Raw genomic sequence first — 26,012 nt, 5'->3', positions numbered from 1 at the left:
TTAGGTGCACGGCGGTCAAAAACAAAGGCGGGCCTTGGCCCGCCTTTGTTTCGATGTGCGATATGCGATCCGGTCAGTGCGCGGTGGCGAGATCGCCGAGGTCGCTCTTCTGCGTCGAGAAGTAGGCGGCCACGTCCGCGATGTCCTGGTCGCTGAGGTCCTTCGCCTGCAGGCCCATCACCGATTGCTGGCGCTCGCCGTCGCGATACATCTGCAGCGTGTGCTCGAGGTAGTCGGCGTACTGGCCGGCCAGGCGCGGGTAGGTCGGATCGATCGGCGCGTTGCCGGCGGGACCATGGCACTCGGCGCACGCCTGGCGCGTGCCGGTCTTGGTTTCGGCCAGCGCCTTGCCGTGTTCGGCATTGCCCGCGGGCATGCTCGCCATCGAATTCGGCGCGGTCTGGCGGGCTTCGCCCTCGGCCTTGGCTTCATGGCCTTTTTCGCCGCCACCGGAACAGGCGGACAGCAGGACGGCGAGCGCGGCGACCGCGGCAATCTTCGAACGGTTCGTCATCGGGGCGCTCACTTCGTCTTCAGGCTGCTGAGGTAGGCGGCGAGGTTGGCCAGGTCCTGGTCGGAGAAGCTCTGGGCCTGTGCCTGCATGGTCGGGTGCTTGCGCTTGCCGGCCTTGTAGTCCATCAGCGCGTTGTGCAGATACTGCTCGGATTGCCCGGCGATCATCGGCACGTGGTAATTCGGATAGGCGTTCTTGTAGCCGGTGATGCCGTGGCAGCCCTGGCAGGTATAGGCAAGATCCTTGCCCTTTGCAGCGTCGCCCTTCGCCGTGGCGGCAGGAGCATCGGCGGCCTGGCCCATCGCGGGCAGGGCAAGAAGGGCAGCGAGGGCGGCCTTCGTCAACAACGACATTCGCATCGGCGGGTTCCGTGGTTCGTGCGGCACATGGCCGCGTGACATGCAATCGCGGCAGTATATCGCGCCATTCACCTGCAGCGGGACCAACGCTACGGGCACCCCGGCAGGCATCCGATACGCACGGGCCGGAAGTCATGGTGACCTCCGGCAGATTGGTCGATGAACCGGGGTGTTATATCTTTCTACCACACCAAAGCCAGAGCCTGATTTTTATGTCGATTTCGCCGCGTTTCCGCCCGACTGCGCCGTTGCTTCGAACGGCTTTGGCCGTTGCCTGCGCGGCCCTGCTTTTGGCGCCTGTTGCAGGCTGCAAGAAACAGGGTGGCCCCGGTGATGCCCAGGCCGCGACGAAGGATGGCAAGGGCGGCAAGGATGGCAAGAACAACGATGCCGTGTCCGTCGAGGTGACGCCGGTGTCGGTGCGCGAGATGACCGCGAGTTTCAGCGGCACCGCACCGCTCGACGCGCGTGGCGATGCGCAGGTGGTGGCCAAGACGTCGGGCATCGCCGAGCGCGTGTTCGCCGAGGAAGGCCAGCATGTGCGCGAAGGCCAGGTACTGGTGCAGATCGATTCCGCGCAGCAGGCCCTGCGCGTGCAGCAGACCTCGGCGCAGGCGGAGAAGCTGGCGCGCAACCTCGCGCGATCGGAGGAACTGGCCAAGCAGAAGATGGTCAGTGCCAACGATGTCGAACAACTGCGTTTCGACCTGCAGAACGCGCGCGCCCAACTCAACCTGGCGAAGCTCGACTTGTCCTATACCCGCGTGACCGCGCCAATTTCCGGCGTGATCGCCCAGCGTTCGATCAAGGCCGGCAACCTGGTGCAGATCAGCACGCCGATCTTCCGCATCGTCGAGAACGATCGCCTGGAAGCGACGCTCAACGTGCCGGAACGCAGCCTTGAGGCGATCCGCAACGGCCTGCCGGTGTCGATGACCGTCGATGCCGTGCCCGGCAAGACCTTCGAAGGCAAGGTGACGCGCATTTCGCCGGTGGTGGATTCCGGCAGCGGCACCTTCCGCGTCATCTGCGCGTTCGACGGCGGCGGCGTGTTGCAGCCGGGCATGTTCGGCCGCATCGCGGTGGTGTTCGATCGCCGCGCCGGCGCGTTGGCGATCCCGCGCATCGCCATGCTCGAGGACGACAACCAGGCCGCGGTGTTCACCGTGCGCGATGGCAAGGCCGCGCGCGTGCCGATCAAGACCGGCTATGTCGACGGCGAGTGGGTGGAAGTGCTGTCGGGACTCAAGTCCGGCGACCCCGTGGTGACCGCGGGCAAGGCCGCGCTGCGTGACGGCGTGGCGGTGCAGGTGATCAACGGCAAGGCCGCGGCAGCGCCGGCGCAGGTCGCAAAGACGCCATGAACCCGACTTCCGACGGACACGAGGGCCACGACGCCAAGCAGGCATCGGGCGGGTTGATCGCACTGGCGACGCGGCGTCGCGTCACGGTCGCGATGTTCTGGGTGACGATGTTCCTGTTCGGCGTGATCGCGCTGGCGGCGCTCAAGGTCAACCTGCTGCCCGATCTCAGCTATCCGACGCTGACCGTGCGCACCGATTACACCGGTGCGGCGCCGTCGGAAATCGAAACGCTGATCTCGCAGCCGTCGGAAGAAGCGCTGGGCGTGGTCAAGGGGCTGCGCAAGATGAAGTCGATCTCGCGCACCGGCCAGAGCGACGTGGTGCTGGAGTTCGCTTGGGGCACCAACATGGACCAGGCCAGCCTCGAAGTGCGCGACAAGATGGATGCGCTGCAATTGCCGCTGGACGCCAAGCGCCCGGTGCTGCTGCGCTTCAATCCGTCGACGCAGCCGATCGTGCGCATCGCGTTGGCGCCGAAGACCGCGCGTCCCGGCGCCGACGGCATCGATACCCAACTCGTCGGACTGCGCCGCTACGCCGACGACGACCTCAAGAAGAAACTGGAAACCGTCGCCGGCGTCGCCGCGGTGAAGGTGGCTGGTGGCCTCGAGGACGAAGTGCAGGTCGACATCGACCAGCGCAAGCTCGCGCAACTCGGACTCACCGCCGATACCGTGATCCAGCGCCTGCAGCAGGAGAACATCAACGTCTCCGGCGGACGCCTGGAAGAGGGCAGTCAGCGCTACCTGGTGCGCACCGTCAACCAGTTCCCCAACATCGACACCATCCGCAACCTGTTGCTGACCGTGCAGAGCGGCAGCTCGGGCAGCAGCGACGCCACGCTGCGCTTCGCGCGCCTGGCGGCGAGCAGCGGTTCGGCGGAAATGATCGCAGCGGCTTCGGCGGCGCAGGGCGGCAGCAGCGGCACCGTGCCGATCCGCCTCGGCGATGTCGCGACGGTGCGCCAGGGCTTCAAGGAACGCGAGGCGATCATCCGCCTCGAAGGCCGCGAAGCGGTCGAGCTGGCGATCTACAAGGAAGGCGATGCCAATACCGTCGCCACCGCCGATGCATTGCAGAAGCGCCTCGATTCGATCAAGGGCGACCTGCCCAAGGACATGGATCTGCAGATCATCGACGACCAGTCGATCTTCATCCGCAATGCCATCCATGACGTGAAGATGGACGCGGTGATCGGCGGCATGCTCGCCATCCTGATCATCTTCTTGTTCCTGCGCGATGGCTGGAGCACGTTCGTCATCTCGCTATCCTTGCCGGTGTCGATCGTTTCGACGTTCTTCTTCATGGATCGCCTGGGGCTCAGTCTCAACGTGATGTCGCTCGGCGGCCTCGCGCTGGCGACCGGCCTTGTGGTGGACGACTCGATCGTGGTGCTGGAATCGATCGCCAAGGCGCGCGAACGCGGGCTCGGCATCGTCGATGCGGCGATCGCCGGCACCCGCGAAGTCGGCATGGCCGTCGTCGCATCGACCCTGACCACGGTCGCGGTGTTCCTGCCGCTGGTGTTCGTGCAGGGCATCGCCGGCCAGCTGTTCCGCGACCAGGCCCTGACCGTGGCGATTGCCGTCGCGACCTCGCTGATCGTGTCGATGACGTTGATCCCGATGCTGTCGTCGATCCGTGGCCGCAATCTCGACAGCTTCCCGGAAGAGTCGCCGCATCCGCAGTGGACTCCGCAGAAGGGCTGGCAGAAGCCGATCGCCTGGGTTGGTCGTGCCATCGGTTGGGTGGTGCGCTTCATCGGCTACGGCTTCGCATGGGTCGTGATGCGACTCTGGAACGGCTTGTCCGCCGTGGTCGGTCCGGTGATGCGCAAGGCCAGCGATCTTTCGATGGCGCCGTACGAGCGCGCCGAACGCGGCTACCTGCGCCTGTTGCCGGCGGCGTTGCAGCGCCCGGTGCTGGTGGTGGTGTTCGCGACCGCAGCCTTCGTGGGCGCCTTGCTGCTGGTGCCGATGCTCGGCGCCGACCTGATCCCGCAGTTGGCGCAGGATCGCGTCGAGATGACCGCGAAGCTGCCGCCGGGCACGCCGCTGCGCATCACCGACGACGTGCTGCACCAGGTCGCCACCGAGAACGCGAAGGTGCCGGGCGTGCGCCTGCGCTACGGCGTCAGCGGCACGGGCACGCGCCTGGATGCCAGCCCGACGGAAAGCGGCGAGAACATCGGCAAGCTCAGCATCGTGATGGACAAGAGTGGCGACACCAAGGCCGAAGCCGCGGCGGTCGCTGCCTTCCGCAAGAGCATGGCCAGCCATCCCGGCGCGCAGGTCGATTTCGCCCGCCCCGAATTGTTCGCATTCGCGCCGCCGCTGGAAATCGAGGTGCGCAGCGACAGCCTCGATACCCTGAAGACGGCCGGGCAGAAACTTGCGGCGATGTTGCGCAACAACCCGCACTACACCGACGTGAAGTCGAGCGTGGAGCAGGGCTTCCCGGAAATCCAGATCCACTTCGATGCCGACCGCGCCGCCGCGCTCGGCCTGACCACGCGCCAGGTCGCCGACGTGGTGGTGAACAAGGTGGCCGGCAACGTCGCCACGCGCTACAGCTTCCGCGATCGCAAGATCGACGTGCTGGTGCGCGCCAACGAAGCCGATCGCGGCTCTGTCGAGGCCATCCGCAACATCATCGTCAATCCCGGCAAGGGCGCGCCGGTGACGTTGGCATCGGTCGCCGACGTGGTGCAGACCACCGGGCCCAGCGAGATCCATCGCGCCGACCAGCGCCGCGTCGCGATCGTCTCCGCCAACCTGTCCGGTATCGACCTCGGCGGTGCGGTGAAGGAAGTGCAGCAGATGGTCGCCGACGATCCGCTCGGCGCCGACGTCGGCATGCACATCGGCGGGCAGGGCGAGGAGCTCGGCGATTCGATCAAGTCGCTGCTGTTCGCCTTCGGCCTCGCGATCTTCCTGGTCTACCTGGTGATGGCGTCGCAGTTCGAATCGCTGCTGCATCCCTTCGTCATCCTCTTCACTATTCCGCTGGCACTGGTCGGCGCGGTGCTGGCGCTGTTCCTGACCCGTTCGCCGGTCTCGGTGGTGGTGTTCATCGGCCTGATCCTGCTGGTCGGCCTGGTGGTGAAAAACGCCATCATCCTGATCGACAAGGTCAACCAGTTGCGCGAGGAGGGCATGCCCAAGCAGCAGGCCCTGATCGAAGGCGCGCGTTCGCGACTGCGCCCGATCATGATGACCACGCTGTGTACCCTGTTCGGCTTCCTGCCGCTGGCGCTGGCCTTCGGCGAGGGCGCGGAAGTGCGCAGCCCGATGGCGATCACGGTGATCGGCGGCCTGCTGGTATCGACGCTGCTGACGCTGGTGGTGATCCCGGTGGTGTACGACCGCCTCGACCGCCACGACGATGCCTTCTACCGCGAGCGCGGCCGGCGCAGGCATGAAACGCTCGACCTCGTCGAATCCGACGCCGTCGCGTCCGATCAAGAACCGGTTGCCTGAGGTCGCACGATGACGCTTGCCGAACTCAGCATCAAGCGCCCCGTCAGCACGATCATGCTGTTCGTGTCGCTGGTGGTCGTGGGCCTGATCGCCGCGGTGCGGTTGCCGCTGGAATCGATGCCGGAAATGACGGCGCCGTTCATATTCGTGTCGCTGCCGTACGCGGGATCGACGCCCGAGGAAGTGGAGCGCAACGTGTTGCGCCCCGCCGAGGAAGCATTGGGCACGATGAGCGGCATCAAGTCGATCAACGGTCGCGCCAATGCCGACGGCGCGCAGTTGATGGTGTGGTTCACCGATTGGGGCCGCGATGTTGCGATCGCGGCGGCCGATGCCCGCCAGCGCCTGGATGCGGCGCGCGACCAGTTCCCCGACGATTTCCAGCGCTATTTCGTCTGGCGGTGGTCGACCAACGACCAGTCGGCGATGACGATCCGCCTGACCAGCAAGGAAGGCGACCTGCGCACCCAGGCCGATCGCATCGATCGTGACTTCAAGCGCCAGCTCGAACGCCTGCCCGGCGTCGCCCGCGTCGAAGTCGACGGCATTCCCCAGATGGAGGTCGAGATCGCGCTGCATCCCGATCGCCTGACCGCTGCCGGGGTCGCGTTGAACGAACTCGTCACCCGCATGCAGTCGGCGAATTTCGCGGTGTCCGCCGGCGAGATCGAGGACGGCGGCATGCGCCTGCGCGTGCAGCCGATCGGCGAGTTGCGCAACCTGCAACAACTACGCGACATGCCGGTCAATTCCAAGGGCATCCGCCTCGGCGACATCGCCGATGTCGGACTCAAACCCAAGCGCATGGACTACGCGCGCATCATCGATGGCCGTCCCTCGGTCGCCATCGACGTCTACAAGGAGCGCACCGGCAACCTGGTGGACATGAGCCGGGTGGTGCGCGCCAAGCTCGACGATATCAAGGCGTCAGGCGCGGCACGCGGCATCGACATGGAGGTTGTCGACGACGCCGGCCAGGGCGTGATCAGTTCACTGTCGGCATTGGCGGAAGCGGGCGCAATCGGTCTTGTGCTGTCGATCGCGGTGCTGTTCTTCTTCCTGCGCCACTGGCCGTCGACGCTGATGGTGACGCTGGCGATTCCGATCTGCTTCATCATGACGCTCGGCTTCATGTACTTCTCCGGCGTCACCCTCAACATCCTGTCGATGATGGGGTTGTTGCTCGCGATCGGCATGCTGGTCGACAACGCGGTCGTGGTGGTGGAGTCGATCTACCAGGAGCGCGAGCGCCATCCGGACAATCCCCGTTATGCGTCGATCATCGGCACCAAGCACGTCGCCATCGCGCTGACCGCCGGCACGCTCTGCCACTGCATCGTGTTCCTGCCGAACATGTTCGGCACCCGCAACATGCTGACGATCCAGCTGTCGCAGATCGCCATCACCATCACCGTGTCGCTGCTGGCGTCGTGGCTGGTCGCGGTGAGCCTGATCCCGATGCTGTCGGCGCGCCTGAAGACGCCGCCGGCGGTGGCCTCGCACAAGGGCATCATCCCGCGCATGCAGGCGCGCTACGCCAAGTTCCTGCGCTGGACGCTGGAACATCGCGGCGCCAGCGTCGCCGGCATCCTGCTGGTGATCGCCATCAGTATCGTGCCGATGATGCTGTCGAAGAAGAGCATGATGGACGCGCAGGATCCTGATCGCGTCGACATCTTCTACCAGTGGAATGGCGCCTACACCAAGGACCAGATGGGCGACGAAGTCGCCAAGGTCGAGCGCTACATCAACGCCAACCGCAAGCGTTTCCATGTCGCCCAGTTGAATTCGCGCTGGGGCGAGCAGGGCTGGGCGCGCACCACCATCCGCCTTGACGTCAAGGATCCCAAGATGGTGACGCAGGTCGAGGAAGACGTGCGCAAGGGCCTGCCCAAGTCGGCGCGTGCGCGCATCGGCATCGGCAACCAGCAGCAGGACACCGGGCAGCAGGGCGTCAGCGTCAACCTGCTCGGCGATTCCGGCCAGGGCCTGAAGGATCTCGCCAACGACATGTTGCCGGTGCTGGCGCGGCAGCCGGAGTTGCGCGATGTCCGCATCGATTCCGGCGACCAGAACAGCGAACTGACCATCAGCGTCGATCGCGCGCGCGCAGCGGCTTACGGCTTCAGCTCCAGCGAGGTCGCCAGGTACATCGGCATGGCCTTGCGCGGCTCCAATCTGCGCGAGTTCCAGCGCGACCAGAAGCAGATCCCGGTGACGGTGCGTTTCGCCGGCGCCGAACAGTCGCGGATCGAGGACTTGCAGGGTTTCATGGTGCAGGCCTCCGACGGACGCCAGATCCCGTTGATGGCGATGGTGAATGCCCAGGTCAAGCCATCGGCCAACCAGATCCAGCGCAGCGATCGCCAGACGTCGCTGAAGATCCAGGCCAATGTCGCTCCCGGAAGTACCGGCGAGAAGGCGCACGAGGCGATCGAGCGCGTGTTCAAGGCGACCTCGTTCCCGCCCGGCTACACCTACTCGTTCAAGAGCGGCAACGGCTTCCAGGGCGGCGACGAGATGATGAGCCAGATGCTCTTCAATCTGCTGATCGCCGTGATCATGATCTATATCGTGATGGCCGCGGTGTTCGAGTCGCTGCTGTTCCCGGCGGCGATCATGAGCGGCGTGGTGTTCTCGATCTTCGGCGTGTTCTGGGCGATGTTCCTGACCGGCACCACCTTCAACATCATGGCCTTCATCGGCATCCTGGTGCTGATGGGCGTGGTGGTGAACAACGGCATCGTGATGATCGAGCACATCAACAACCGGCGACGCAGCGGCATGTCGCGCACCGATGCATTGGTGGAGGGCAGCAAGGAGCGCCTGCGCCCGATCCTGATGACGATGGGCACGGCGATCCTGGCGATGGTGCCGATCGCGATGTCGAACACGCAGATCGCCGGCGATGGCCCGCCCTACAACCCGATGGCGCGCGCGATCGCGGGCGGCCTCGCGTTCTCGACGCTGGTCAGCCTGCTGTTCCTGCCGACGATCTACGCGATCCTCGACGACTGGCGCGCGGCGACCTCGCGGACCTGGCGGCGTGCACGACTGTGGCGGCGCGGCGGCAAGGCCTCCGCGCCGGCCGAAGCGATCTAGAACGACTTTCCGTCGATCGCCACGCGCGGCAGCGTGGCGATATCCACGTCATCCGGACAGGCGCGCACATTGATCGCGGCGATCTCGCTGCCGTCCGGCATGTTGCCGTAGGCGAAGGCCTGCACGCCGCAGGTCTTGCAGAACTGGTGGCGGATCCTGTGCTTGTAGAACTGGTATTCCTGCAGCGCGTCGGTGCCCGATGTCAGGTGGAACCGCGCCCGCGGCACGAACCACAGCAGGAAGCCCTTGCGCTGGCAGTGCGAGCAATTGCATTCCATCGCCTTGTCGGGCGTGCCTTCCACCTCGAACGTCACCGCGCCGCAGTGACAGCTGCCCTTGGTCATGTCTCGCGCTCCATCTCGGTGAAGCGCAAGCGTAGCCGACTCAACCCACCAGGTGCCGTGCCCCGTTCGCGATCGCGATCCACTCGCCGGCGATGGTGCCGAAATTGGTCAGCATGAACACCAGGATCACCCGGCACACGCGATTGTGGTACCAGCCGCGCAAGCTCTGGGCGTCGTCGCGCAGGGCGAGGAAATCGGCATAGGTCGGGCGCACCAGGCGCACCTGCGCGAGCGCCGCGAAGATGCCGGAACTCAGTCCCGGCGGACGGAACGGTTTGAGCGGCGCCATGATCGTCGCCGCCAGCGTGGCCAGCGGATGGGCGAGGGCGAGGATGCCGCCGAGCGCGGTCAGGCCCGCGGTCCACATGATCCATTGCAGCACCAACTGCTTGCCGAGCGCAGCGCCACCATGCATGAAGCCCCAGGCGAAACCGCCGAGGATCAACGCCGTCAGCGCGATCGAAAACCACGGGATGCGCTTCTTCTTGTTGCTCGCCGACAGTTCCTCGATCAGCGCGGCAGGTTCGCGCGTGTCGGTGGCGAGGTAGTTGGCGATGCCTTTCAGGTGACCGGCGCCGACCACGGCGAGCACGTGCCTGGACGCGTCGGCGGTTTCGCGCAGGCGCGCGGCCATGTACTGGTCGCGTTCGTCGATCAAGGCCGAATACAGTGCCGGCGAGCCGCTGGCGAATTCGCCGAAGCTCGATTCCAGCATGTCGCCTTCCTTCAGGCCTTCGATCTGGTCGGGCGACACTTCCTCGTCGACGAATAGCGACGCGGCGATGCCCGATCCGATCTTCATCCGCTGCCAGAATCCGAGCTTGTGCATCGCGCGGCGGAAGGTCTGGCCGACATCGCGGTCGATCAGGTTCATCGGCAGGTCGCGCGCGATCGCTTCGCTGGCGGCGGTCTTGAGTTCCGCGCCGGGCTCGATGCCCAGCTGTTCGGCAAGGCGGCGCTGGTAGGCGGCAAGGCCGAGGTTGGCGGCGAACATCGCCAATTTGCGGTCCTTGATCACCTTGACCAGGTCGAGCTTGGCCAGCGCGTCGGAATCGTTCAGTGCCTTGTAGCGCTGCTCGTCCAGTTCGACCGCGACGCCATCGAATTCGCCGCTGGCGACCGCCGCGCGCACGGCGTCGACGCTGGTCCTGGAGACATGCGCGGTGCCGAGCAGGGTGTAGCGAACGCCGTCGCGTTCGACTTCGGCATGCGGCTGCGCACGCCAATCGACGATGGGGGAGATGTCTTCAGTCATTGGCGTGACTCAATCGCGGTAGCGCTTCAGCAGGTCGCCATAGGCATCGATGCGACGATCGCGCAGGAACGGCCAGATGCGGCGCACGTGCTCGCTACGCTCCATGTCGACTTCGGCAAGCAACAGGGTTGGATCGGTGCCAGCTTCGGCGACGAATTCACCCTGCGGCCCGAGGATGTGGCTGTTGCCCCAGAACTGGATGCCGGATGCACCGAGCGGCGACGGTTCGTGGCCGACGCGGTTGCAGCTCAGCACCGGCAATCCGTTGGCGACGGCGTGGCCGCGATGCGACAACACCCAGGCGTCGCGCTGGCGCGTCTTCTCGGCGTCGTCGTCGTCGGGATCCCAACCGATCGCGGTCGGGTACAGCAACAGGTCGGCGCCGGCCAGGGCCATCAGGCGCGCGGCTTCCGGATACCACTGGTCCCAGCACACCAGCACGCCGAGACGGCCCACCGAAGTGTCGATCGGTTCGAAGCCGAGATCGCCTGGCGTGAAATAGAACTTCTCGTAGAAGCCGGGGTCGTCCGGGATGTGCATCTTGCGGTACTTGCCGGCGGTCGAGCCGTCGGCGTCGAATACGACTGCGGTGTTGTGGTACAGGCCGGTCGCGCGCTTCTCGAACAGCGAACTCACCAGTACCACGCCATGTTGCTTCGCCAGTTTGCCGAGACGCTCCGTGCTCGGGCCGGGGATCGGTTCGGCGAGATCGAATTCATTCACCGATTCGTGCTGGCAGAAGTAGGGGCCGTTATGCAGTTCCTGCAGCAATACCAACTTCGCGCCCTGGCGCGCGGCTTCGGCGACGCGTTCCTCGATGACGGCGAGATTCGCCGCGGCATCGCCATGGTTGCGTTCCTGGACGAGGGCTATAGGCAATGTCGTCTTGGTCTTCATCCGCATAGTCTAAGGGCTGGTTAGGATCACGGACATGAAGCACGCGATGCCCGCCCTCGAACCCCATTCCCTGCGGCCCATGCAAGGCCGCGATCCCCACGAACGCGGCCGCGTCGCCACGCCGCTGGAGCTGTTGTGCGACCTCACCTTCGTGGTCGCCTTCAGTTTCGCCGGGAATGGCCTGGCCCATGCCATCGACAACGGCCATGTCGGTGCCGGATTGGCTGCGTTCACGCTGGCGATGTTCGCGGTGCTGCTGGCGTGGATGAATTTCGCCTGGTTCTCATCCGCCTTCGACACCGACGACTGGGGCGCGCGCCTGGCCACGATGGTGCAGATGCTCGGTGTGCTGATCCTCGCAGTCGGATTGGTGCCGATGTTCGCTTCGGTGGAACAGGGCGGGGTACTCGACCAGCGGACGATGGTATTCGGCTATGTGGTGATGCGGATCGCGTTGCTGACGCAATGGCTGCGGGTGGCGCGCCACAACCCGCGATACCGGCGCGAAGCATTGATCTACGCCGGTGCGATTTTCGTGTTGCAACTCGCCTGGTGCGCGCTGCTATTGTTCCAACTCGACATGCGCCAGTTCGCGCTCGCCGCGGTGGCGATCGGTTTGGTGGAAATGATCTTCCCGATCGCCGCGGAACGACGGCAGGGCACGCCCTGGCATCCGCACCACATCGCCGAACGCTACGGATTGCTGGCGATCATCGCGCTGGGGGAAGTGATCGCCGCGACTGCGGTCGCGTTGTCGGCTGAAGCCAATGCCCACGGCTGGGATCGCCAAGCGGTGATGGTCGGATTCGCCGGCGTTGGCCTCGCGCTCGGCATGTGGTGGATCTATTTCATCCTTCCGTCGGCGGCGATCCTGCATGCGCGCGGCATTCGCAAGGCACTGGGCTGGAACTGGGCGCACTTCATCATTTTCCCCGCCATCGCGGCAGTCGGCGCGGGCTTGCATGTCGCCGCGAGTTCGCTGGGGGCGGGCCATGGCGCCGAACATGCTGCCTCGCCATTCGTTGCGCTGGCGGCAGTCGCCATTCCGCTGGCGCTCTATCTGTTCGCCATCTATGCCTTGTACGCGTGGATGGTGGAGCGCTTCGATCCCTACCACGTCGGTCTGCTGGTATTGACCGTGGTCTTCCTGTTGCTGCCGTTCGCGATGCTGCGGATGGGCGCGTCGATGCCGGCCTGTCTGCTGGCACTGGTAGCGGTGCCGCTGGTCAGCATCATCGGCTACGAGCGGCATGGCCACCAGCACATCGACGAATCATTGGCGCGACTGCATTCCGATCCCGGCTAGGCCGCGGCGCATTTCGCGACCGTGTCCCAGGTGCGGGTGGTGACGTCCTTGCCGAAGGTTTTCTCGATCAACGCCATGAATGCCGGATTGCCGGGCATCGGCACGTAGGCGGTCAAAAGTTCGCGATCGCGCAAGGCAAGAATGCGGGCGCCGTCTTTTTCGATCGGCAGTGCCAGTGGCTTCGTTGGCAGCTGCGGAATGAAGGTGACCACGCGCTTGGCGTCTTTCGCGAGTTTGAACGCCGCGAACGGATCGGCGTCGAGCAGGGCTTGCAGGTACTCGACGGAACGCACCTGTGTGCGGAACGTGCGGCCGATACCGGCTTCCATCGCCGCTTCCGCCTTCTTCACCAGCGTCGCCTCGGAACCACGGGCGTCGAACACCACGTTGCCGCTGCTCAACAGCGTGCGCACGTTGCCGAAGCCGGCCTGCTCGAAGCTGCGCTTCAATTCCGGCATCTTGGCGTTCATCGGGCTGACGCCACGCAGGAACGCAACGAATCGGGCCATGGGAAAACGCCTTGCGGGGAGATGGCAGTCTAGGCCAACACGCCTTGCGGCAACTGCATGGTCAGGCAGTGCAGGCTGCCGTTCTGCCAGATGATCGGACGGCAATCCACTTGCACGATCTCGCGGCCCGGGAACGCCTGTGCCAGCACGTCGGCGGCCTTGGCGTCGGCGACGTCGCCATAGCTCGGCATCAGCACCGCGCCATTGACGATCAGGAAGTTGGCGTAGCTGGCGGCGAGGCGACGCGTGTTGCCATCCTCGTCGGTGTCGAGGATCGGTTGCGCCCACGGCAACGGGAACAGGCGATAGGGCTTGCCATCGGCGGTGCGCAGGGCGGTAATCTCGTCGGCCATCGCCTTGAGGCCCGCGTAGTGCGAATCGCTCGCGTCATCGCAGGCCTGGAACACGATCGCGTCGTCCGGCGCGAAACGCGCCAGCGTGTCGATGTGGGCGTCGGTGTCGTCGCCTTCCAGTTGGCCATGGTCGAGCCACAGCACGCGATCCTGGTGCAGCCAGCCGGACAGCTTGGCGGTCAGTTCTTCGCGCGTGGCGTCGGGATGGCGCAGGCGCAGGCATTCCCAGGTGGTCAGCAGGGTGCCGGCACCGTCGGTTTCGATCGCGCCGCCTTCCAGCGCGAACTGGATCTCGTCGCGCGTCGCATTCGCGAACAGCTTGTGTTCGTCCAGCGTACGGACCAGCTGGTCGTCGGCACTGGCTTCGAACTTGCCGCCCCAGCCGGTGAAGCGGAAATCGAGCAGGTCGAAACGATCGCCATGGCGCAGGGTGATCGGGCCGCTGTCGCGCAGCCAGGTGTCGTCATAGGGCGCGTTCACGAAGCGCACGCGCGACATGTCGATGCGATTGCTGCGCAGGCGCGCCTCGGCATAAGCCTCGATATCGTCGTCACCGACGATGACCACCGCAGGCTGGAAGCGGGTGATTGCCGCGACCAGCTTGATATAGGTGTCCTCGACTTCGCCCAGGCGCGGCGCCCAATCGGTCTCGGCGTTCGGCCATGCGATCAGGATCGCCGACTGGGGCTCCCACTCGGCGGGGAAACGCACGACCTCGGCCATGTCAGCGCACGGGCGGCTTGGGGCCGACTTCGTTGGCGCTGGCCTTGTTGGCCACGACGTCGAGCACGCGGTCGCGCTGGAAGTACACGGTGAACTGCGGATACACCCAGCGGTTGATCGTCGGCCAATCGCGCTTCTGGCCGCCGCGCGGATCCATCTTCGATTGCGGGGCGCCGAATTGCTTCTGTACCTGCGCCATGGTCATGCCGCGGCTCGGGTGCGGGGCGGCAATCGGCTGGCTGGCGCGCACGGCCAACGGAGTGTTGTCGGCATGGGCCGGCAGCGAGGCGAGGGCAATGAACGAGGCGGCGATTGCAACGAAGGCGGTCTGGCGCATCGACGGGATTCCGGTCGGGGGAGTGGCGATTCTATCCAAACAAAAAGGCCGCCCCGAAGAGCGGCCTTTCATGCCGGCATGAAGCCGGAACGGATCAGCGCTGGCGCGCCTTTCCGTGTCTATGGCTTCTCAGCGCTGACGCGCTTTGAAGCGCGGGTTGGACTTGCAGATCACGAAGACCTTGCCACGACGGCGAACGACCTTGCAGTCGCGGTGGCGGGCCTTCGCCGACTTCAGTGAGGACAGGACCTTCATGATGCGTAACTCGGCTGGGTTGAAACAGCCCAACATTCTAGCTGACCCATTCCCGCTCGGTCAAGTCGCCTTCTAAGTAGGAGGGAAGACCGATGGCGGCGTGGCATCATGTGTCGTCCAGGCTGCCGATTTTCCCCCATGTCCGATTCCGCCGTGCCGGTCCTCACCATCGATGGCCCCTCCGGCTCCGGCAAGGGCACCATCAGCCGCACCGTCGCCCTGCACCTGGGCTGGCACTACCTCGATTCCGGCGCCCTCTACCGCGCCACCGGCCTGGCCGCGTCCTGGGAGTCGATCGACCTTTCGGACGAGGAGGCCGTCGCCGACTGCGCCCGCCGGGTCCGGATCCGCTTCCAGCCGATGGCCGATGGTGGCGAGCCGAGGGTCTTCGTCAACGGGGTCGACGCCACCGACGACCTGCGCACCGAAACCGCCGGCGGGGCCGCTTCGGCGATCGCCGCGCTGCCGGCCGTGCGGGCGGCCCTGGTGGATCTCCAGAAGGGGTTCCGGCAGGCTCCGGGACTGGTCGCCGACGGCCGCGACATGGGGACGGTGATCTTTCCTGACGCCAGCCCCAAGGTCTTCCTCACCGCCAGCGCCGATGAACGGGCGCGCAGGCGCTATAACCAGTTGAAGGATAAGGGCGTTTCGGTTACGCTAAGCGGTCTGCTGGGCGAGATTCTCGCCCGTGACGAGCGTGATGCCAACCGGGCAGTCGCGCCGCTGGTCCCCGCTTCGGACGCTGTCGTCATCGACACCACCGGATTGGGCATCGAAGCGGTGGTCGGACGCGTCCTGGATCTGCTTCCCGCGCGCTGACGGCGTCGATCCCGACTTGCAGAACAAGCCCCGCCGGGCAACCGGTGGTTCAACCAACCTCATCCTTTCCGGCCAATGGGCAATCCCGCCCGCGCCGACAACGGGTGGGCCCGATGCAGTTGCTTGCCCCATGAAGGCGGGCGCATCGCGGCCTGTACATCAACCAGAGATCCAACATGACTGAATCATTTGCCGAGCTGTTCGAGCAGAGCCAAACCAACCTCGCCAAGCTGAAGCCGGGCGCCATCGTCAAGGGCATCGTCGTCGACGTGCGCAATGACGTTGTGGTCATCAACGCCGGCCTCAAGTCCGAGGGCATCGTTCCCATTGAACAGTTCCGCAACGACGCCGGTGAAATCGACGTCGGCATCGGCGACGAAGTGAAGGTCGCGCTCGACTCGATCGAGAACGGCTTCGGCGAAACCGTGCTGTCGCGCGAGAAGGCCAAGCGCTCCATGGTGTGGGACGAGCTGGAAGAAGCGCTCGCCAACGACCAGACCATCGTCGGCCGCATCAACGGCAAGGTGAAGGGCGGTTTCACCGTCGACATCAAGGACGTCCGCGCGTTCCTGCCGGGTTCGTTGGTGGATGTGCGCCCGGTGCGCGATCCCAACTACCTGGAAGGCAAGGAGCTCGAGTTCAAGCTCATCAAGCTGGACCGCAAGCGCAACAACGTGGTCGTCTCCCGCCGCGCGGTGGTCGAGAACGAGCATTCGGAAGAGCGCGAGCAGCTGCTCGAGAAGCTGGTCGAAGGCGCGCGCCTGAAGGGCGTCGTCAAGAACCTCACCGACTACGGTGCGTTCGTCGACCTCGGCGGCATCGACGGCCTGCTGCACATCACCGACATGGCGTGGAAGCGCGTGCGCCATCCGTCCGAAGTGGTCGAAGTCGGCCAGGAACTGGACGTCCGCGTGCTCAAGTACGACCGCGAGCGCAACCGCGTTTCGCTGGGCCTCAAGCAGCTGGGCGAGGATCCGTGGGACAACGTCGCCCGCCGTTACCCGCCGAACACCCGCGCTTTCGGCAAGGTCTCGAACGTCACCGAATACGGTGCGTTCGTCGAGATCGAACCGGGCGTCGAAGGCCTGGTGCACGTCTCCGAAATGGACTGGACCAACAAGAACGTCAACCCGTCCAAGGTCGTGCAGGTCGGTGACGAAGTGCAGGTGATGGTGCTGGACGTCGATGAAGAGCGTCGCCGCATCTCGCTGGGCATGAAGCAGGTCAGCTCGAACCCGTGGGAAACCTTCGCGGCGATCCACAAGAAGGGCGACAAGGTGTCCGGCCAGATCAAGTCGATCACCGACTTCGGCGTGTTCATCGGCCTGGACGGCGGCATCGACGGCCTGATCCACCTCTCCGACATCAGCTGGAGCTCCACCGGCGAAGACCTGGCGCGCAACTTCAAGAAGGGTGACAACCTTGAAGCCGTCGTGCTGGCGGTCGATCCGGAGCGCGAGCGCATCTCGCTGGGCATCAAGCAGATGGAACAGGACCCGATGGGTGGTTACGTGGCCACCAACAGCCGCGGTTCCATCGTCAAGGGCACTGTCAAGGAAGTGGACGCCAAGGGCGCCGTGATCGAACTGGCCGACGGCGTGGAAGGCTACCTGGCCGCCCGCGACATCGCCGCCGAGCGCGTCGACGACGCCAGCCAGAAGCTCAAGGTCGGTGACGAAGTCGAAGCCAAGATCATCGGCAACGACCGCAAGAGCCGCCAGATGCAGCTGTCGATCAAGGCCAAGGACCAGGACGAGATGCACGAGACCCTGGCCGAGTACAACAAGCAGTCCAACGACGCCTCGAGCGGCACCACCCAGCTGGGTGCGCTGCTGCGCGAGCAGCTCGGTCGTTCCGAGTAATCTGCAGTTGCAATGACACGGGCCGGCGCAAGCCGGCCCGTGATTGTGGTGGTGGGGACCACCATCATCGGGTACGCAGCCGATCGCGCTAATTGGAATGGGGATGACCAAGTCCGAATTGATCGAAATCCTGGCCGGCCAGCAACCTCATCTGAAAGAGGATGACGTCGAGTTGGCGGTGCGCCTGATGCTCGACATGATGGCCGCCTCGCTGGCGACCCACGAGCGGATCGAGATCCGTGGCTTCGGCAGTTTTTCAGTGCATTACCGTCCCCCGCGGACCGGGCGCAATCCGCGCACAGGCGAAGCGGTGGAGTTGCCGGCACGCCATGTGCCGCATTTTCGTCCCGGCAAGGAACTGCGCGAGCGCGTGAGTTCGGTGGAACCGAAGCCGGAAGAGGATTGACCGCGGCGACAGCGCCGTGATGAGCAGGGCATGGGTTAGAGTGACCCGTCCCGATTGCGTGGTTTAGGCATGTTCGAATTCCTTGATCAATGGCTATGGGTCGCGATCTTCGTGCCCGTGGCGGCCGTGATCGGCTGGATCCTCGGCCGGCGTGGCGGCGCGCGCCTGCATGACAGCCAGGTCAGCCGCCTTTCGACCACTTATTTCCGAGGGTTGAATTACCTGCTGACCGAACAGCCGGACAAGGCGATCGAACTGTTCCTGCACGTCGCCGAACTCGACAAGGACACCTTCGAGACGCAGGTGGCGATCGGGCATCTGTTCCGCCGGCGTGGCGAAGTCGATCGCGCGATCCGCATGCATCAAGGCCTGGTGGAACGCCGCGACCTCAACGACCAGCAGCGCGTACAGGCCTTGCTCGCGCTGGGCGAGGACTACATGCGCTCGGGCCTGCTCGATCGCGCGGAAACCGTGTTCACCGAACTCGCCGCGCTCGACCAGCGCGCGCCACTGGCGCTGAAGCACCTGATCGGCATTTACCAGTCGGAACGCGACTGGGGCAAGGCGATCGAGAACGCGCAGCGCTACGAGACCGTCACCGGCGAGCCGATGGGCAAGCTGATCGCGCAGTTCGAATGCGAGCTGGCCGAACGCCATCGTTCGGCGGGAGATACCAGCGCAGCCCTGCAGGCGGTGACGCGCGCCTACGAGGCCGATCCCACCTGCTGCCGCGCCGGCATGATCGAAGGCCGCATTGCCCACGAGCGCGGTGACGATGTCGCCGCGATTCGCGCATGGGAGCGCGCCGCGCGCCATGATTCCGATTTCCTGCCGGAAATCCTGCCGCCGTTGCTCGAATGCTACGAACGCGTCGGCGACGTGTCGGGCGCACGCGGCTTCCTGAGCGAGATGAGCGAACACTATCGCGGCGTTGCCCCGGTGCTGGCATTGACGCGCCTGGTCGAGCGCCAGGATGGCATCGGTGCGGCGCGCGAATACCTCGCGCAACAATTGCGCGATCGCCCATCGGTGCGCGGCGAGGCGGCGCTGATCGACCTCACGTTGAACGATGCCGCGGCCGACAACGAGGCGACGCTGCACAACCTGCGCCAGATCACCGACCAGTTGCTGGTGCGCAATCCCAGCTATCGCTGCAATCGCTGCGGCTTCGGCGCGCGATCGCACCACTGGCAATGCCCCAGTTGCAAGGAGTGGGCGACAGTGAAGCCGCTGCTCAACTACGCCGTGGTCTGAGGCAGGCCTGGATGCCGCCGTTCGGTTGGCTGCTGTGCCTGATCGCTGCCCTGCTGGGCAGTGCATGGGCGCTGCGTTACGCACGCCGCGAGCAGGTGCTCGACCATCCCGAAGAACGCAGCAACCACGCCATGCCGACGCCCCGCGGTGGCGGCATCGCGATGGTGGCGGTGATGGCCGGCGTCCTCGCCTGGGCGGCCCATGCCCATGCCGCGGAACGTCTCGTGCTCCTGGCGATGCTGGTCGGGCTGGTGCTGGTCGGCGTGATCGGCTGGCTCGACGATCACCGCCCGATATCGGCGCGCATCCGGCTCGTCGTGCATGTCCTGGCGGCCGTCTTGGTGGCGATCGCGATGGCTGCGTCCGGCTGGCCAGCCTGGATCCCGCTATTGGCCCTGGTGGCTATCCCGGTGCTGGTCAATATCTGGAATTTCATGGACGGCATCGACGGCATCGCCGCGACCCAGGCCATGGTCTGGGGCTTGGCTTTGTTGCTGTGGACACCGGTCATGTTGGCCGGCGGCATTGGGCTGGCGCTGGCGATGGCCTGTCTCGGCTTCCTGCCGTTCAATTTCCCGCGGGCACGGGTGTTCATGGGCGATGTCGGCAGCGGGGCCTTGGGCTTTCTGATCGCCGGGAGCGGCCTGTTGCTGGCACGGGAGCAGGGCGGTGCGGCGTTGGGGAGTCTTTGCATCCTCGCCCCCTTCCTGGTCGATGCCGGACTGACCTTGCTGCGGCGGATGTGGCGCCGGGAGCGTTGGTGGCAGGCCCATTCGCAACATGCCTACCAGCAGCTGGCGCGTGCCTGGGGAAGCCATGTAACTGTGACGGCCATCTACTTGGTGCTGGCTGCTTCAGGGGCCGTTTTGGGCTGGATGTTAAGATTTCAAGAAACCACTGTCACGATTTCATTCATATTGCTGTGGTATATCGGAATTGCTGCACTTTGGGGGGGGGCGCAGTTCCGGGCTGGTTGAATTTCAAGGGAGAGGCACTTGGCAACGCTGCGTGATCGGCTGAATGCATGGTTGCCGAGGGGTTTGATCGTCGCTCACGATCTCGCGATCGTCTGGGTGACCTGGGTGGGACTGCATTGGATCCGTTACGGAATCCCGTCTGCCGGACCGCTGCCGCCCCAAGCCGATTTCTGGTCCACCGAAACCGCCATCGTCCTGCTGGCCCAAGGCCTGGTGTTCTGGCGGGTCGGCCTCTATCGGGGCCTGTGGCGCTTCGCCAGTACCCCGGATCTCTGGAACATCCTCAAGGCGGCGGTGGCCGGGATCGTGGTCATCACCTTGGCGCTGTTCGTCTACAACCGTCTTGGCGGGGTCCCGCGCAGCGTCTTGCTGCTCTATCCCTTCGTGCTGGCCGGTCTGCTCGGCGCGCCGCGCCTGCTCTATCGGGCGTGGAAGGATTCCAGCGAGCAACGCCAACTCTCGGCGACGGCGACGCGCGTGCTCATCCTCGGCGCCGGTCGTGCCGGCGAACAGCTGGTGCGCGACCTGCGCCGGACCAGTGCCTACCATCCGGTCGGCTTCCTCGACGATTCGGCGCAATTGCGCGGCGGCAAGCTGCACGGCATCCCCGTGCTCGGCACCATCAACCAGGCGGCGGACATCGCCCGCAAGACCGCGGCGCGATTGCTGATCATCGCCATGCCGTCGCTGGACGCGACCTCGATGCAGCGGATCATCACCACCTGCGAGCGCAGCGGCCTGCCGTTCCGCATGGTGCCGCGCCTGAAGGACGTGCTGGAAGGGCGCGCGATGCCCGGTCAGCTGAAGGAAGTGGACATCGACGATCTGCTCGGCCGCGAACCGGTGGTATCGGACTGGCGTGCGATCCGCGAGTGGCTGGGCGGGCGCTCGGTGCTGGTGACCGGCGCCGGTGGATCGATCGGTTCGGAGCTCTGCCGCCAATGCGCGCGACAGGGTGCGAAGCGGATCACGCTGCTGGAATTCGACGAATTGTCGCTGATGCGGATCCATGCCGAATTGCAGCGCGACTTCGCATCGATCGAACTCGTCCCGATCCTCGGGGATTGCGGCGATGTCGCGGTCGCGCGGCGCGCGCTGGAACTCTCGGAAGCCGACGCCGTGTTCCACGCCGCGGCCTACAAGCAGGTGCCGGTGCTGGAATCGCAGTTGCGCGAGGCGATCCGCAACAACGCGCTGGCGTCCCAGACCATGGCGGCGGCCAGCGCCGAGGCCGGCGTCAGCACCTTCATCCTGATCTCCACCGACAAGGCGGTCGACCCGGTGAACGTACTGGGCGCGAGCAAGCGCCTGGCCGAGATGCTGTGCCAGGCCTATGCCGCCAATTCGCGCACGCACTACATCACCGTGCGTTTCGGCAACGTGCTGGATTCTGCCGGCAGCGTGGTGCCGCTGTTCCGCGACCAGATCAACAGTGGCGGCCCGGTCACCGTCACCGATCCGCAGGTCACGCGCTATTTCATGACCATTCCCGAGGCTTGCCTGCTGATCCTGCAGGCAGCGTCGATCGGTTCGCACGAGGCCGTCTACACCCTCGACATGGGCAGCCCGGTGGCGATCCGCCAACTCGCCGAGCAGATGATCCGTCTCGCCGGCAAGCAGCCGGGACGCGACATCGCCATCATCTATACCGGGTTGCGCCCGGGCGAGAAGCTGCACGAAACGCTGTTCCACTCGGAAGAGCAGTATCGCCGCACCGCGCATCCGAAGATCCTGCAGGGAATCGCGCGTCCGGTGGATGTCACGATGCTGGAAGAGCGCAGCCGCGCCATCCGCAAGGCCAGCGACGATTACGATCTGGATACCTTGATCGAGCTCTTGCGTGACACGGTCCCCGAGTTCGAGCCCGAAGCAGCCGATGGTGACGCCGACAATGCAGTCGTGGTGAAATTCCCTTCTCGCGCCAGTCGCCGCTGATCCCAGGAACCCATGCGAATCCGTACTGCCGTTTTCCCGGTTGCCGGCCTCGGCACCCGTTTCCTGCCCGCGACCAAGACCGTACCCAAGGAGATGCTGCCGATCGTCGATCGGCCACTGATCCAGTACGCGGTGGACGAGGCGATCGAAGCCGGTTGCGACACTCTCGTCTTCGTCACCAATCGCTACAAGCATGCGGTCGCCGATTATTTCGACAAGGCCTACGAGCTCGAACAGAAGCTGGAGAAGAGCGGCAAGAGCGAGCAACTCGAGCTGATCCGCAACGTGCTGCCGCCGCATGTGCGCGCCGTCTTCGTGACCCAGGCGGAAGCGCTCGGACTTGGCCACGCCGTGTTGTGCGCCAAGCCGGTCGTGGGCGACGCGCCATTCGCGGTCTTGCTGCCGGACGATCTGATCTGGAGTCGCGGGCCGGGCGCGTTGAAGCAGATGGCTGATCATGCCGAGGCCACGGGCGCAAGCGTGATCGCGGTGCAGGATGTCGCGCGCGAACAGACCGGCAGTTACGGCATCGTCGACGTGCCGGCATTTTCCGGGCGGGCGGGGCGCATCGAGGCCATCGTCGAGAAGCCGAAGCCCGCCGATGCCCCGAGCACGCTCGCGGTGGTGGGGCGTTACATCCTCGACCCGCGCATTTTCGGGTTGCTGGAAACCACGCAGACGGGCGCCGGCGGCGAGATCCAGCTGACCGATGCGATCGCCAGCCTGCTGAAGGAAAAGCCGGTCGATGCCTATCGTTTCCACGGCACGCGCTTCGACTGCGGCACCCATCTCGGGCTGATCGAAGCGACCGTGCGTTACGCGCTCGACCACGAGATCCTGAGCGCGCCCGCGGCGCAGATGATGCAGTCGGCGCTGGACGAAATGGGCGTGACCGAAACCTGAGTGCGCGTGCCGGCTGCGGCTAGCCGCTCGAAGACAGCACTTCCAGCAGCGCGTCGCCGTAACGCTCCAGCTTGGCTGCGCCAACGCCATTGATCCGGGCCAACGCATCGAGATCGGCGGGTGCGTGCAGGGCGATCTCGCGCAGGGTGGCGTCGTGGAAGATCACATAAGCCGGGACATTCTGGCTGCGTGCCGTGTCGCCACGCCAGGCACGCAGGGCATCGAAACGTTGCTGCGCATCTTCCGCAAGTTGTTCGTGGGCGGCGGGCACGGCGTTGCGGTTGCCGCGTTCCCGCCGTGATGCCTTGCGCGCTGGGTCCATGCGCAGCGCGAGCGTGGTTTCGCCACGCAGCAGTGGTCCGCTGGATGCGCCCAGGCGCAAGCTGCCGTGGCCATCGAGATCGCTTTCCAGCAAGCCCGCGGCCATCAGCTGGCGAAAGACGCTGCGCCATTGGCGGGCATCGAGTTCGCGACCGATGCCATAGGTGGAGAGCGCGTGGTGGCCGAACTGGTGCACGCGCGCGTTGTCGCTGCCGCGCAGGACGTCGATCACATGCCCGGCGCCGAAACGCTGTCCGGTGCGATACACGCAGGACAGTGCCTTGCGCGCAATCTCGGTGCCATCGATGCTGGTGGACGGCGACAGGCAGTTGTCGCAATTGCCGCAGGGTTGCGCGTAGTGCTCGCCGAAATAGGCCAGTAGCGATTGGCGGCGGCAGGCCGTCGACTCGCAAAAGCCGAGCAGCGCGTCCAGCTTGCGATGTTCCACCCGCTTGCGTTCGTCCGGGGCATCGGAATTCTCGATCATTTGTCGCAGCAGCGCGGCATCGCCCATGCCGAAGCCGAGCCAGGCTTCGCTGGGTTCGCCGTCGCGGCCGGCGCGTCCCGTCTCCTGGTAATAGCCTTCCATCGATTTCGGCAGATCCGTGTGCGCGACGAAGCGCACGTCCGGTTTGTCGATGCCCATGCCGAAGGCGATCGTCGCCACCATCACCACGCCGTCTTCGCGGAGGAATCGCCGCTGGTGCTCGCTGCGTATCGCCGCATCCAGGCCGGCGTGATAGGGCAGGGCATCGATGCCGTGTTCGCGCAATGCTTCGGCGGTCGCCTCGACCTTGCGCCGTGACATGCAGTAGACGATGCCGCTGGCGCCGCGATGGCGCTCGATCACCTCCATCAGTTGCCGCAGGCCGCCGTCTTTCGCTTCCACCGAATAGCGGATGTTGGGACGATCGAACGAACTGACGAAATGCCGCGCATCTTCCAGCTGCAGGCGTTCGGCGATCTCGCGCTGGGTCGGCGCATCGGCCGTCGCGGTCAACGCGATGCGCGGCACCTGCGGCCAGCGTTCGTGCAACACGGTGAGCTGGCGATATTCGGGGCGGAAGTCGTGGCCCCATTGCGAGACGCAGTGGGCCTCGTCGATGGCGAAGAGCGCGATCCGCGCCTGGTCGAGCAGTGCGAGGAAACGCGGAGTGAGCAGGCGTTCCGGCGCGACGTAGAGCAGGTCGAGATCGCCGGTGAGCAATGCCTGCTCGACGTCGGCAGCGTCCTGCACCGATTGCGTCGAGTTGAGGAAATTGGCGCGCACGCCGAGCTGGCGCAACGCATCCACCTGGTCCTGCATCAGCGCGATCAATGGCGACACCACGATCGCCGTGCCGGCGCGCAGCAACGCCGGCAGCTGGTAGCACAGCGACTTGCCGCCACCGGTCGGCATCAACACCAGTGCGTCACCGCCAGCGGTGACGTGGTCGATGATCGCTTGCTGCTCGCCGCGGAACGCCGCGTGGCCGAAAACGTCACGCAGCAGTGGCAGGGCGGTCGTCAAAGCGCTTCGAAAATTCCCGCCGCGCCCATGCCGGTGCCGATGCACATCGTCACCATGCCGTACTTCTGCTTGTGGCGGCGCAGGCCGTGCACGATGGTCGCCGTGCGGATCGCACCGGTCGCACCCAGTGGGTGTCCGAGCGCGATCGCGCCACCGAGCGGATTCACCTTCGACGGATCGAGCTTGCAATCGCGGATCACCGCCAGCGATTGCGCGGCGAAGGCTTCGTTGAGTTCGATCCAGTCGAGCTGGTCCTGGGTGATGCCGGCCTGCGCCAGCGCCTTCGGGATCGCCGCGATCGGGCCGATGCCCATCACTTCCGGGCGCACGCCGGCCACCGAGAAGCTGACGAAGCGCGCCAGCGGGGTCAGGCCGTACTGCTTGATCGCCGCTTCCGACGCCAGCAGCACGCCGGCCGCGCCGTCGCTCATCTGGGAGGAATTGCCAGCCGTGACCGAGCCGCCGAACATGCCGTTGCGGAACACCGGGCGCAGCTTCGCCAGGCCTTCCAGCGTGGTGTCGGCGCGCGGGCCTTCGTCGGTGTCGACGATGCGGTCGCGGGTGAGGATACGATCGGCAGCGAGGTCGGGCAGATGGCTGACGATGTCGTAGGGCGTGATCTCCTGCTTGAACTCGCCGGCGGCGATCGCCTTCAGCGCCTTCTGGTGCGATGCCAGCGCGAACGCGTCCTGGTCCTCGCGCGAGATCTTCCATTCTTCGGCAACCTTCTCGGCGGTGATGCCCATGCCGTAGGCGATCGCGACGTTCTCGTCCTTGGCGAACACTTCCGGCGACAGCGCGACCTTGTTGCCCATCATCGGCACCATGCTCATGCTCTCCGTGCCCCCGGCCAGCATCAGGTCGGCATTGCCGAGGCGGATCTCGTTCGCGGCCAGCGCGACGGCCTGCAGGCCCGACGAGCAGAAACGATTCACTGTCTGCGCGGCGACCGTGTTCGGCAGGCCAGCCAGCAGCACGCCGATGCGCGCCACGTTCATGCCTTGCTCGCCTTCCGGCATCGCACAGCCGATGATGGCGTCGTCGATGCGCGAGAGATCGATGTCCGGCGCCTGCTCAACCACCGACTTCAACACATGCGCGAGCATGTCGTCGGGGCGTGTGTTGCGGAACATGCCCTTGGGCGCCTTGCCCACGGGCGTGCGGGTGGCGGCGACGATGTAGGCGTCTTGTACTTGCTTGGTCATTTGAGTGTCCTTAGTCGTCGCGA

The 26,012-nt window shown here is 65.5% G+C and carries 22 protein-coding genes; 11 read left to right on the top strand and 11 right to left on the bottom strand.

What is annotated here, in order from left to right; all coding sequences use genetic code 11:
* Positions 1 to 73: 73 nt before the first annotated feature.
* Both ABE093_RS02005 and ABE093_RS02000 read right to left on the bottom strand, forming a co-directional pair.
* On the bottom strand, positions 74 to 514 hold the full coding sequence (locus ABE093_RS02005) for a c-type cytochrome (RefSeq protein WP_430759186.1): 441 nt from the start codon (positions 512 to 514) through the stop codon (positions 74 to 76).
* 8 nt (positions 515 to 522) lie between these two features.
* Positions 523 to 816 (bottom strand): c-type cytochrome, encoded by a 294-nt coding sequence (locus ABE093_RS02000; protein ID WP_430760057.1) that lies wholly within the window; start codon positions 814 to 816, stop codon positions 523 to 525.
* Positions 817 to 1,085: 269 nt separating this feature from the next.
* On the opposite strand from ABE093_RS02000, the gene ABE093_RS01995 reads away from it, so the two are divergent.
* The 3 genes from ABE093_RS01995 to ABE093_RS01985 are packed head-to-tail and all read left to right on the top strand — an operon-like array spanning position 1,086 to position 8,818.
* Positions 1,086 to 2,237, top strand: a complete 1,152-nt coding sequence (locus tag ABE093_RS01995; RefSeq protein WP_430759185.1) for an efflux RND transporter periplasmic adaptor subunit — start codon at positions 1,086 to 1,088, stop codon at positions 2,235 to 2,237.
* A complete protein-coding gene (locus tag ABE093_RS01990) occupies positions 2,234 to 5,716 on the top strand; it encodes an efflux RND transporter permease subunit (RefSeq protein ID WP_430759184.1) in 3,483 nt (1,160 codons plus the stop codon). The genes ABE093_RS01995 and ABE093_RS01990 overlap by 4 nt, the downstream gene beginning before the upstream one ends.
* A gap of 9 nt (positions 5,717 to 5,725) precedes the next feature.
* A complete protein-coding gene (locus tag ABE093_RS01985) occupies positions 5,726 to 8,818 on the top strand; it encodes an efflux RND transporter permease subunit (protein ID WP_430759183.1) in 3,093 nt (1,030 codons plus the stop codon).
* On the opposite strand, the gene ABE093_RS01980 is transcribed toward ABE093_RS01985, so the two are convergent.
* Genes ABE093_RS01980 through ABE093_RS01970 form a run of 3 tightly spaced genes read right to left on the bottom strand, consistent with a single transcriptional unit; the run spans position 8,815 to position 11,314 of the window.
* On the bottom strand, positions 8,815 to 9,162 hold the full coding sequence (locus ABE093_RS01980) for a GFA family protein (protein WP_430759182.1): 348 nt from the start codon (positions 9,160 to 9,162) through the stop codon (positions 8,815 to 8,817). The genes ABE093_RS01985 and ABE093_RS01980 overlap by 4 nt on opposite strands.
* Positions 9,163 to 9,202: 40 nt before the next feature.
* Complete coding sequence (locus tag ABE093_RS01975; RefSeq protein ID WP_430759181.1) at positions 9,203 to 10,417, bottom strand: TraB/GumN family protein; 1,215 nt, start codon at positions 10,415 to 10,417, stop codon at positions 9,203 to 9,205.
* Between the two features lie 9 nt (positions 10,418 to 10,426).
* Positions 10,427 to 11,314 (bottom strand): carbon-nitrogen hydrolase, encoded by an 888-nt coding sequence (locus ABE093_RS01970; protein WP_430759180.1) that lies wholly within the window; start codon positions 11,312 to 11,314, stop codon positions 10,427 to 10,429.
* A gap of 34 nt (positions 11,315 to 11,348) precedes the next feature.
* Here ABE093_RS01970 and ABE093_RS01965 point away from each other — a divergent pair, with 34 nt between their 5' ends.
* Positions 11,349 to 12,620, top strand: coding sequence for a low temperature requirement protein A (locus ABE093_RS01965; protein WP_430759179.1), 1,272 nt, complete (start codon positions 11,349 to 11,351; stop codon positions 12,618 to 12,620).
* On the opposite strand, the gene ABE093_RS01960 is transcribed toward ABE093_RS01965, so the two are convergent.
* From ABE093_RS01960 to ykgO, 4 genes are all read right to left on the bottom strand, one after another.
* Complete coding sequence (locus ABE093_RS01960; protein WP_430759178.1) at positions 12,617 to 13,129, bottom strand: DUF1697 domain-containing protein; 513 nt, start codon at positions 13,127 to 13,129, stop codon at positions 12,617 to 12,619. The two genes, ABE093_RS01965 and ABE093_RS01960, sit on opposite strands and share 4 nt — an antisense overlap.
* Before the next feature lie 29 nt (positions 13,130 to 13,158).
* Positions 13,159 to 14,205 carry an agmatine deiminase family protein gene (locus ABE093_RS01955; protein WP_430759177.1) on the bottom strand — a complete coding sequence of 349 codons (1,047 nt, stop codon included), beginning with the start codon at positions 14,203 to 14,205 and terminating at the stop codon, positions 13,159 to 13,161.
* Position 14,206: 1 nt separating this feature from the next.
* On the bottom strand, positions 14,207 to 14,542 hold the full coding sequence (locus ABE093_RS01950; protein ID WP_430759176.1) for a hypothetical protein: 336 nt from the start codon (positions 14,540 to 14,542) through the stop codon (positions 14,207 to 14,209).
* 129 nt (positions 14,543 to 14,671) lie between these two features.
* Positions 14,672 to 14,797: a type B 50S ribosomal protein L36 gene (ykgO, locus tag ABE093_RS01945; protein ID WP_010342887.1), complete on the bottom strand. Its 126-nt coding sequence runs from the start codon at positions 14,795 to 14,797 to the stop codon at positions 14,672 to 14,674.
* A gap of 138 nt (positions 14,798 to 14,935) precedes the next feature.
* Here ykgO and cmk point away from each other — a divergent pair, with 138 nt between their 5' ends.
* The 7 genes from cmk to galU all read left to right on the top strand — a co-directional run bounded on the left by cmk (position 14,936) and on the right by galU (position 22,953).
* Positions 14,936 to 15,616, top strand: coding sequence for a (d)CMP kinase (gene cmk / locus ABE093_RS01940; RefSeq protein WP_430759175.1), 681 nt, complete (start codon positions 14,936 to 14,938; stop codon positions 15,614 to 15,616).
* A gap of 176 nt (positions 15,617 to 15,792) precedes the next feature.
* Positions 15,793 to 17,478 (top strand): 30S ribosomal protein S1, encoded by a 1,686-nt coding sequence (rpsA, locus tag ABE093_RS01935; RefSeq protein ID WP_430759174.1) that lies wholly within the window; start codon positions 15,793 to 15,795, stop codon positions 17,476 to 17,478.
* A 103-nt stretch (positions 17,479 to 17,581) separates the two neighbouring features.
* Positions 17,582 to 17,884 (top strand): integration host factor subunit beta, encoded by a 303-nt coding sequence (locus ABE093_RS01930; RefSeq protein WP_430759173.1) that lies wholly within the window; start codon positions 17,582 to 17,584, stop codon positions 17,882 to 17,884.
* Between the two features lie 69 nt (positions 17,885 to 17,953).
* On the top strand, positions 17,954 to 19,138 hold the full coding sequence (gene lapB / locus ABE093_RS01925) for a lipopolysaccharide assembly protein LapB (RefSeq protein ID WP_430759172.1): 1,185 nt from the start codon (positions 17,954 to 17,956) through the stop codon (positions 19,136 to 19,138).
* Positions 19,078 to 20,115 carry a lipopolysaccharide biosynthesis protein gene (locus ABE093_RS01920; protein ID WP_430759171.1) on the top strand — a complete coding sequence of 346 codons (1,038 nt, stop codon included), beginning with the start codon at positions 19,078 to 19,080 and terminating at the stop codon, positions 20,113 to 20,115. Before lapB ends, ABE093_RS01920 begins: the two co-directional genes overlap by 61 nt.
* Before the next feature lie 18 nt (positions 20,116 to 20,133).
* On the top strand, positions 20,134 to 22,050 hold the full coding sequence (locus ABE093_RS01915; protein ID WP_430759170.1) for a polysaccharide biosynthesis protein: 1,917 nt from the start codon (positions 20,134 to 20,136) through the stop codon (positions 22,048 to 22,050).
* Positions 22,051 to 22,062: 12 nt separating this feature from the next.
* A complete protein-coding gene (gene galU, locus ABE093_RS01910; RefSeq protein WP_430759169.1) occupies positions 22,063 to 22,953 on the top strand; it encodes a UTP--glucose-1-phosphate uridylyltransferase GalU in 891 nt (296 codons plus the stop codon).
* 19 nt (positions 22,954 to 22,972) lie between these two features.
* Here the strand turns inward: galU and recQ are convergent, their stop codons facing one another.
* Complete coding sequence (gene recQ / locus ABE093_RS01905; RefSeq protein ID WP_430759168.1) at positions 22,973 to 24,784, bottom strand: DNA helicase RecQ; 1,812 nt, start codon at positions 24,782 to 24,784, stop codon at positions 22,973 to 22,975.
* Positions 24,781 to 25,989 carry an acetyl-CoA C-acyltransferase gene (locus ABE093_RS01900; protein WP_430759167.1) on the bottom strand — a complete coding sequence of 403 codons (1,209 nt, stop codon included), beginning with the start codon at positions 25,987 to 25,989 and terminating at the stop codon, positions 24,781 to 24,783. The genes recQ and ABE093_RS01900 overlap by 4 nt, the downstream gene beginning before the upstream one ends.
* Positions 25,990 to 26,012 lie beyond the last annotated feature (23 nt).

Origin of the sequence: Solilutibacter silvestris (assembly GCF_050574925.1) — a bacterium.
GTDB lineage: Bacteria > Pseudomonadota > Gammaproteobacteria > Xanthomonadales > Xanthomonadaceae > Solilutibacter > Solilutibacter silvestris_A.
This window is presented reverse-complemented; position numbering and strand designations above follow the sequence as displayed.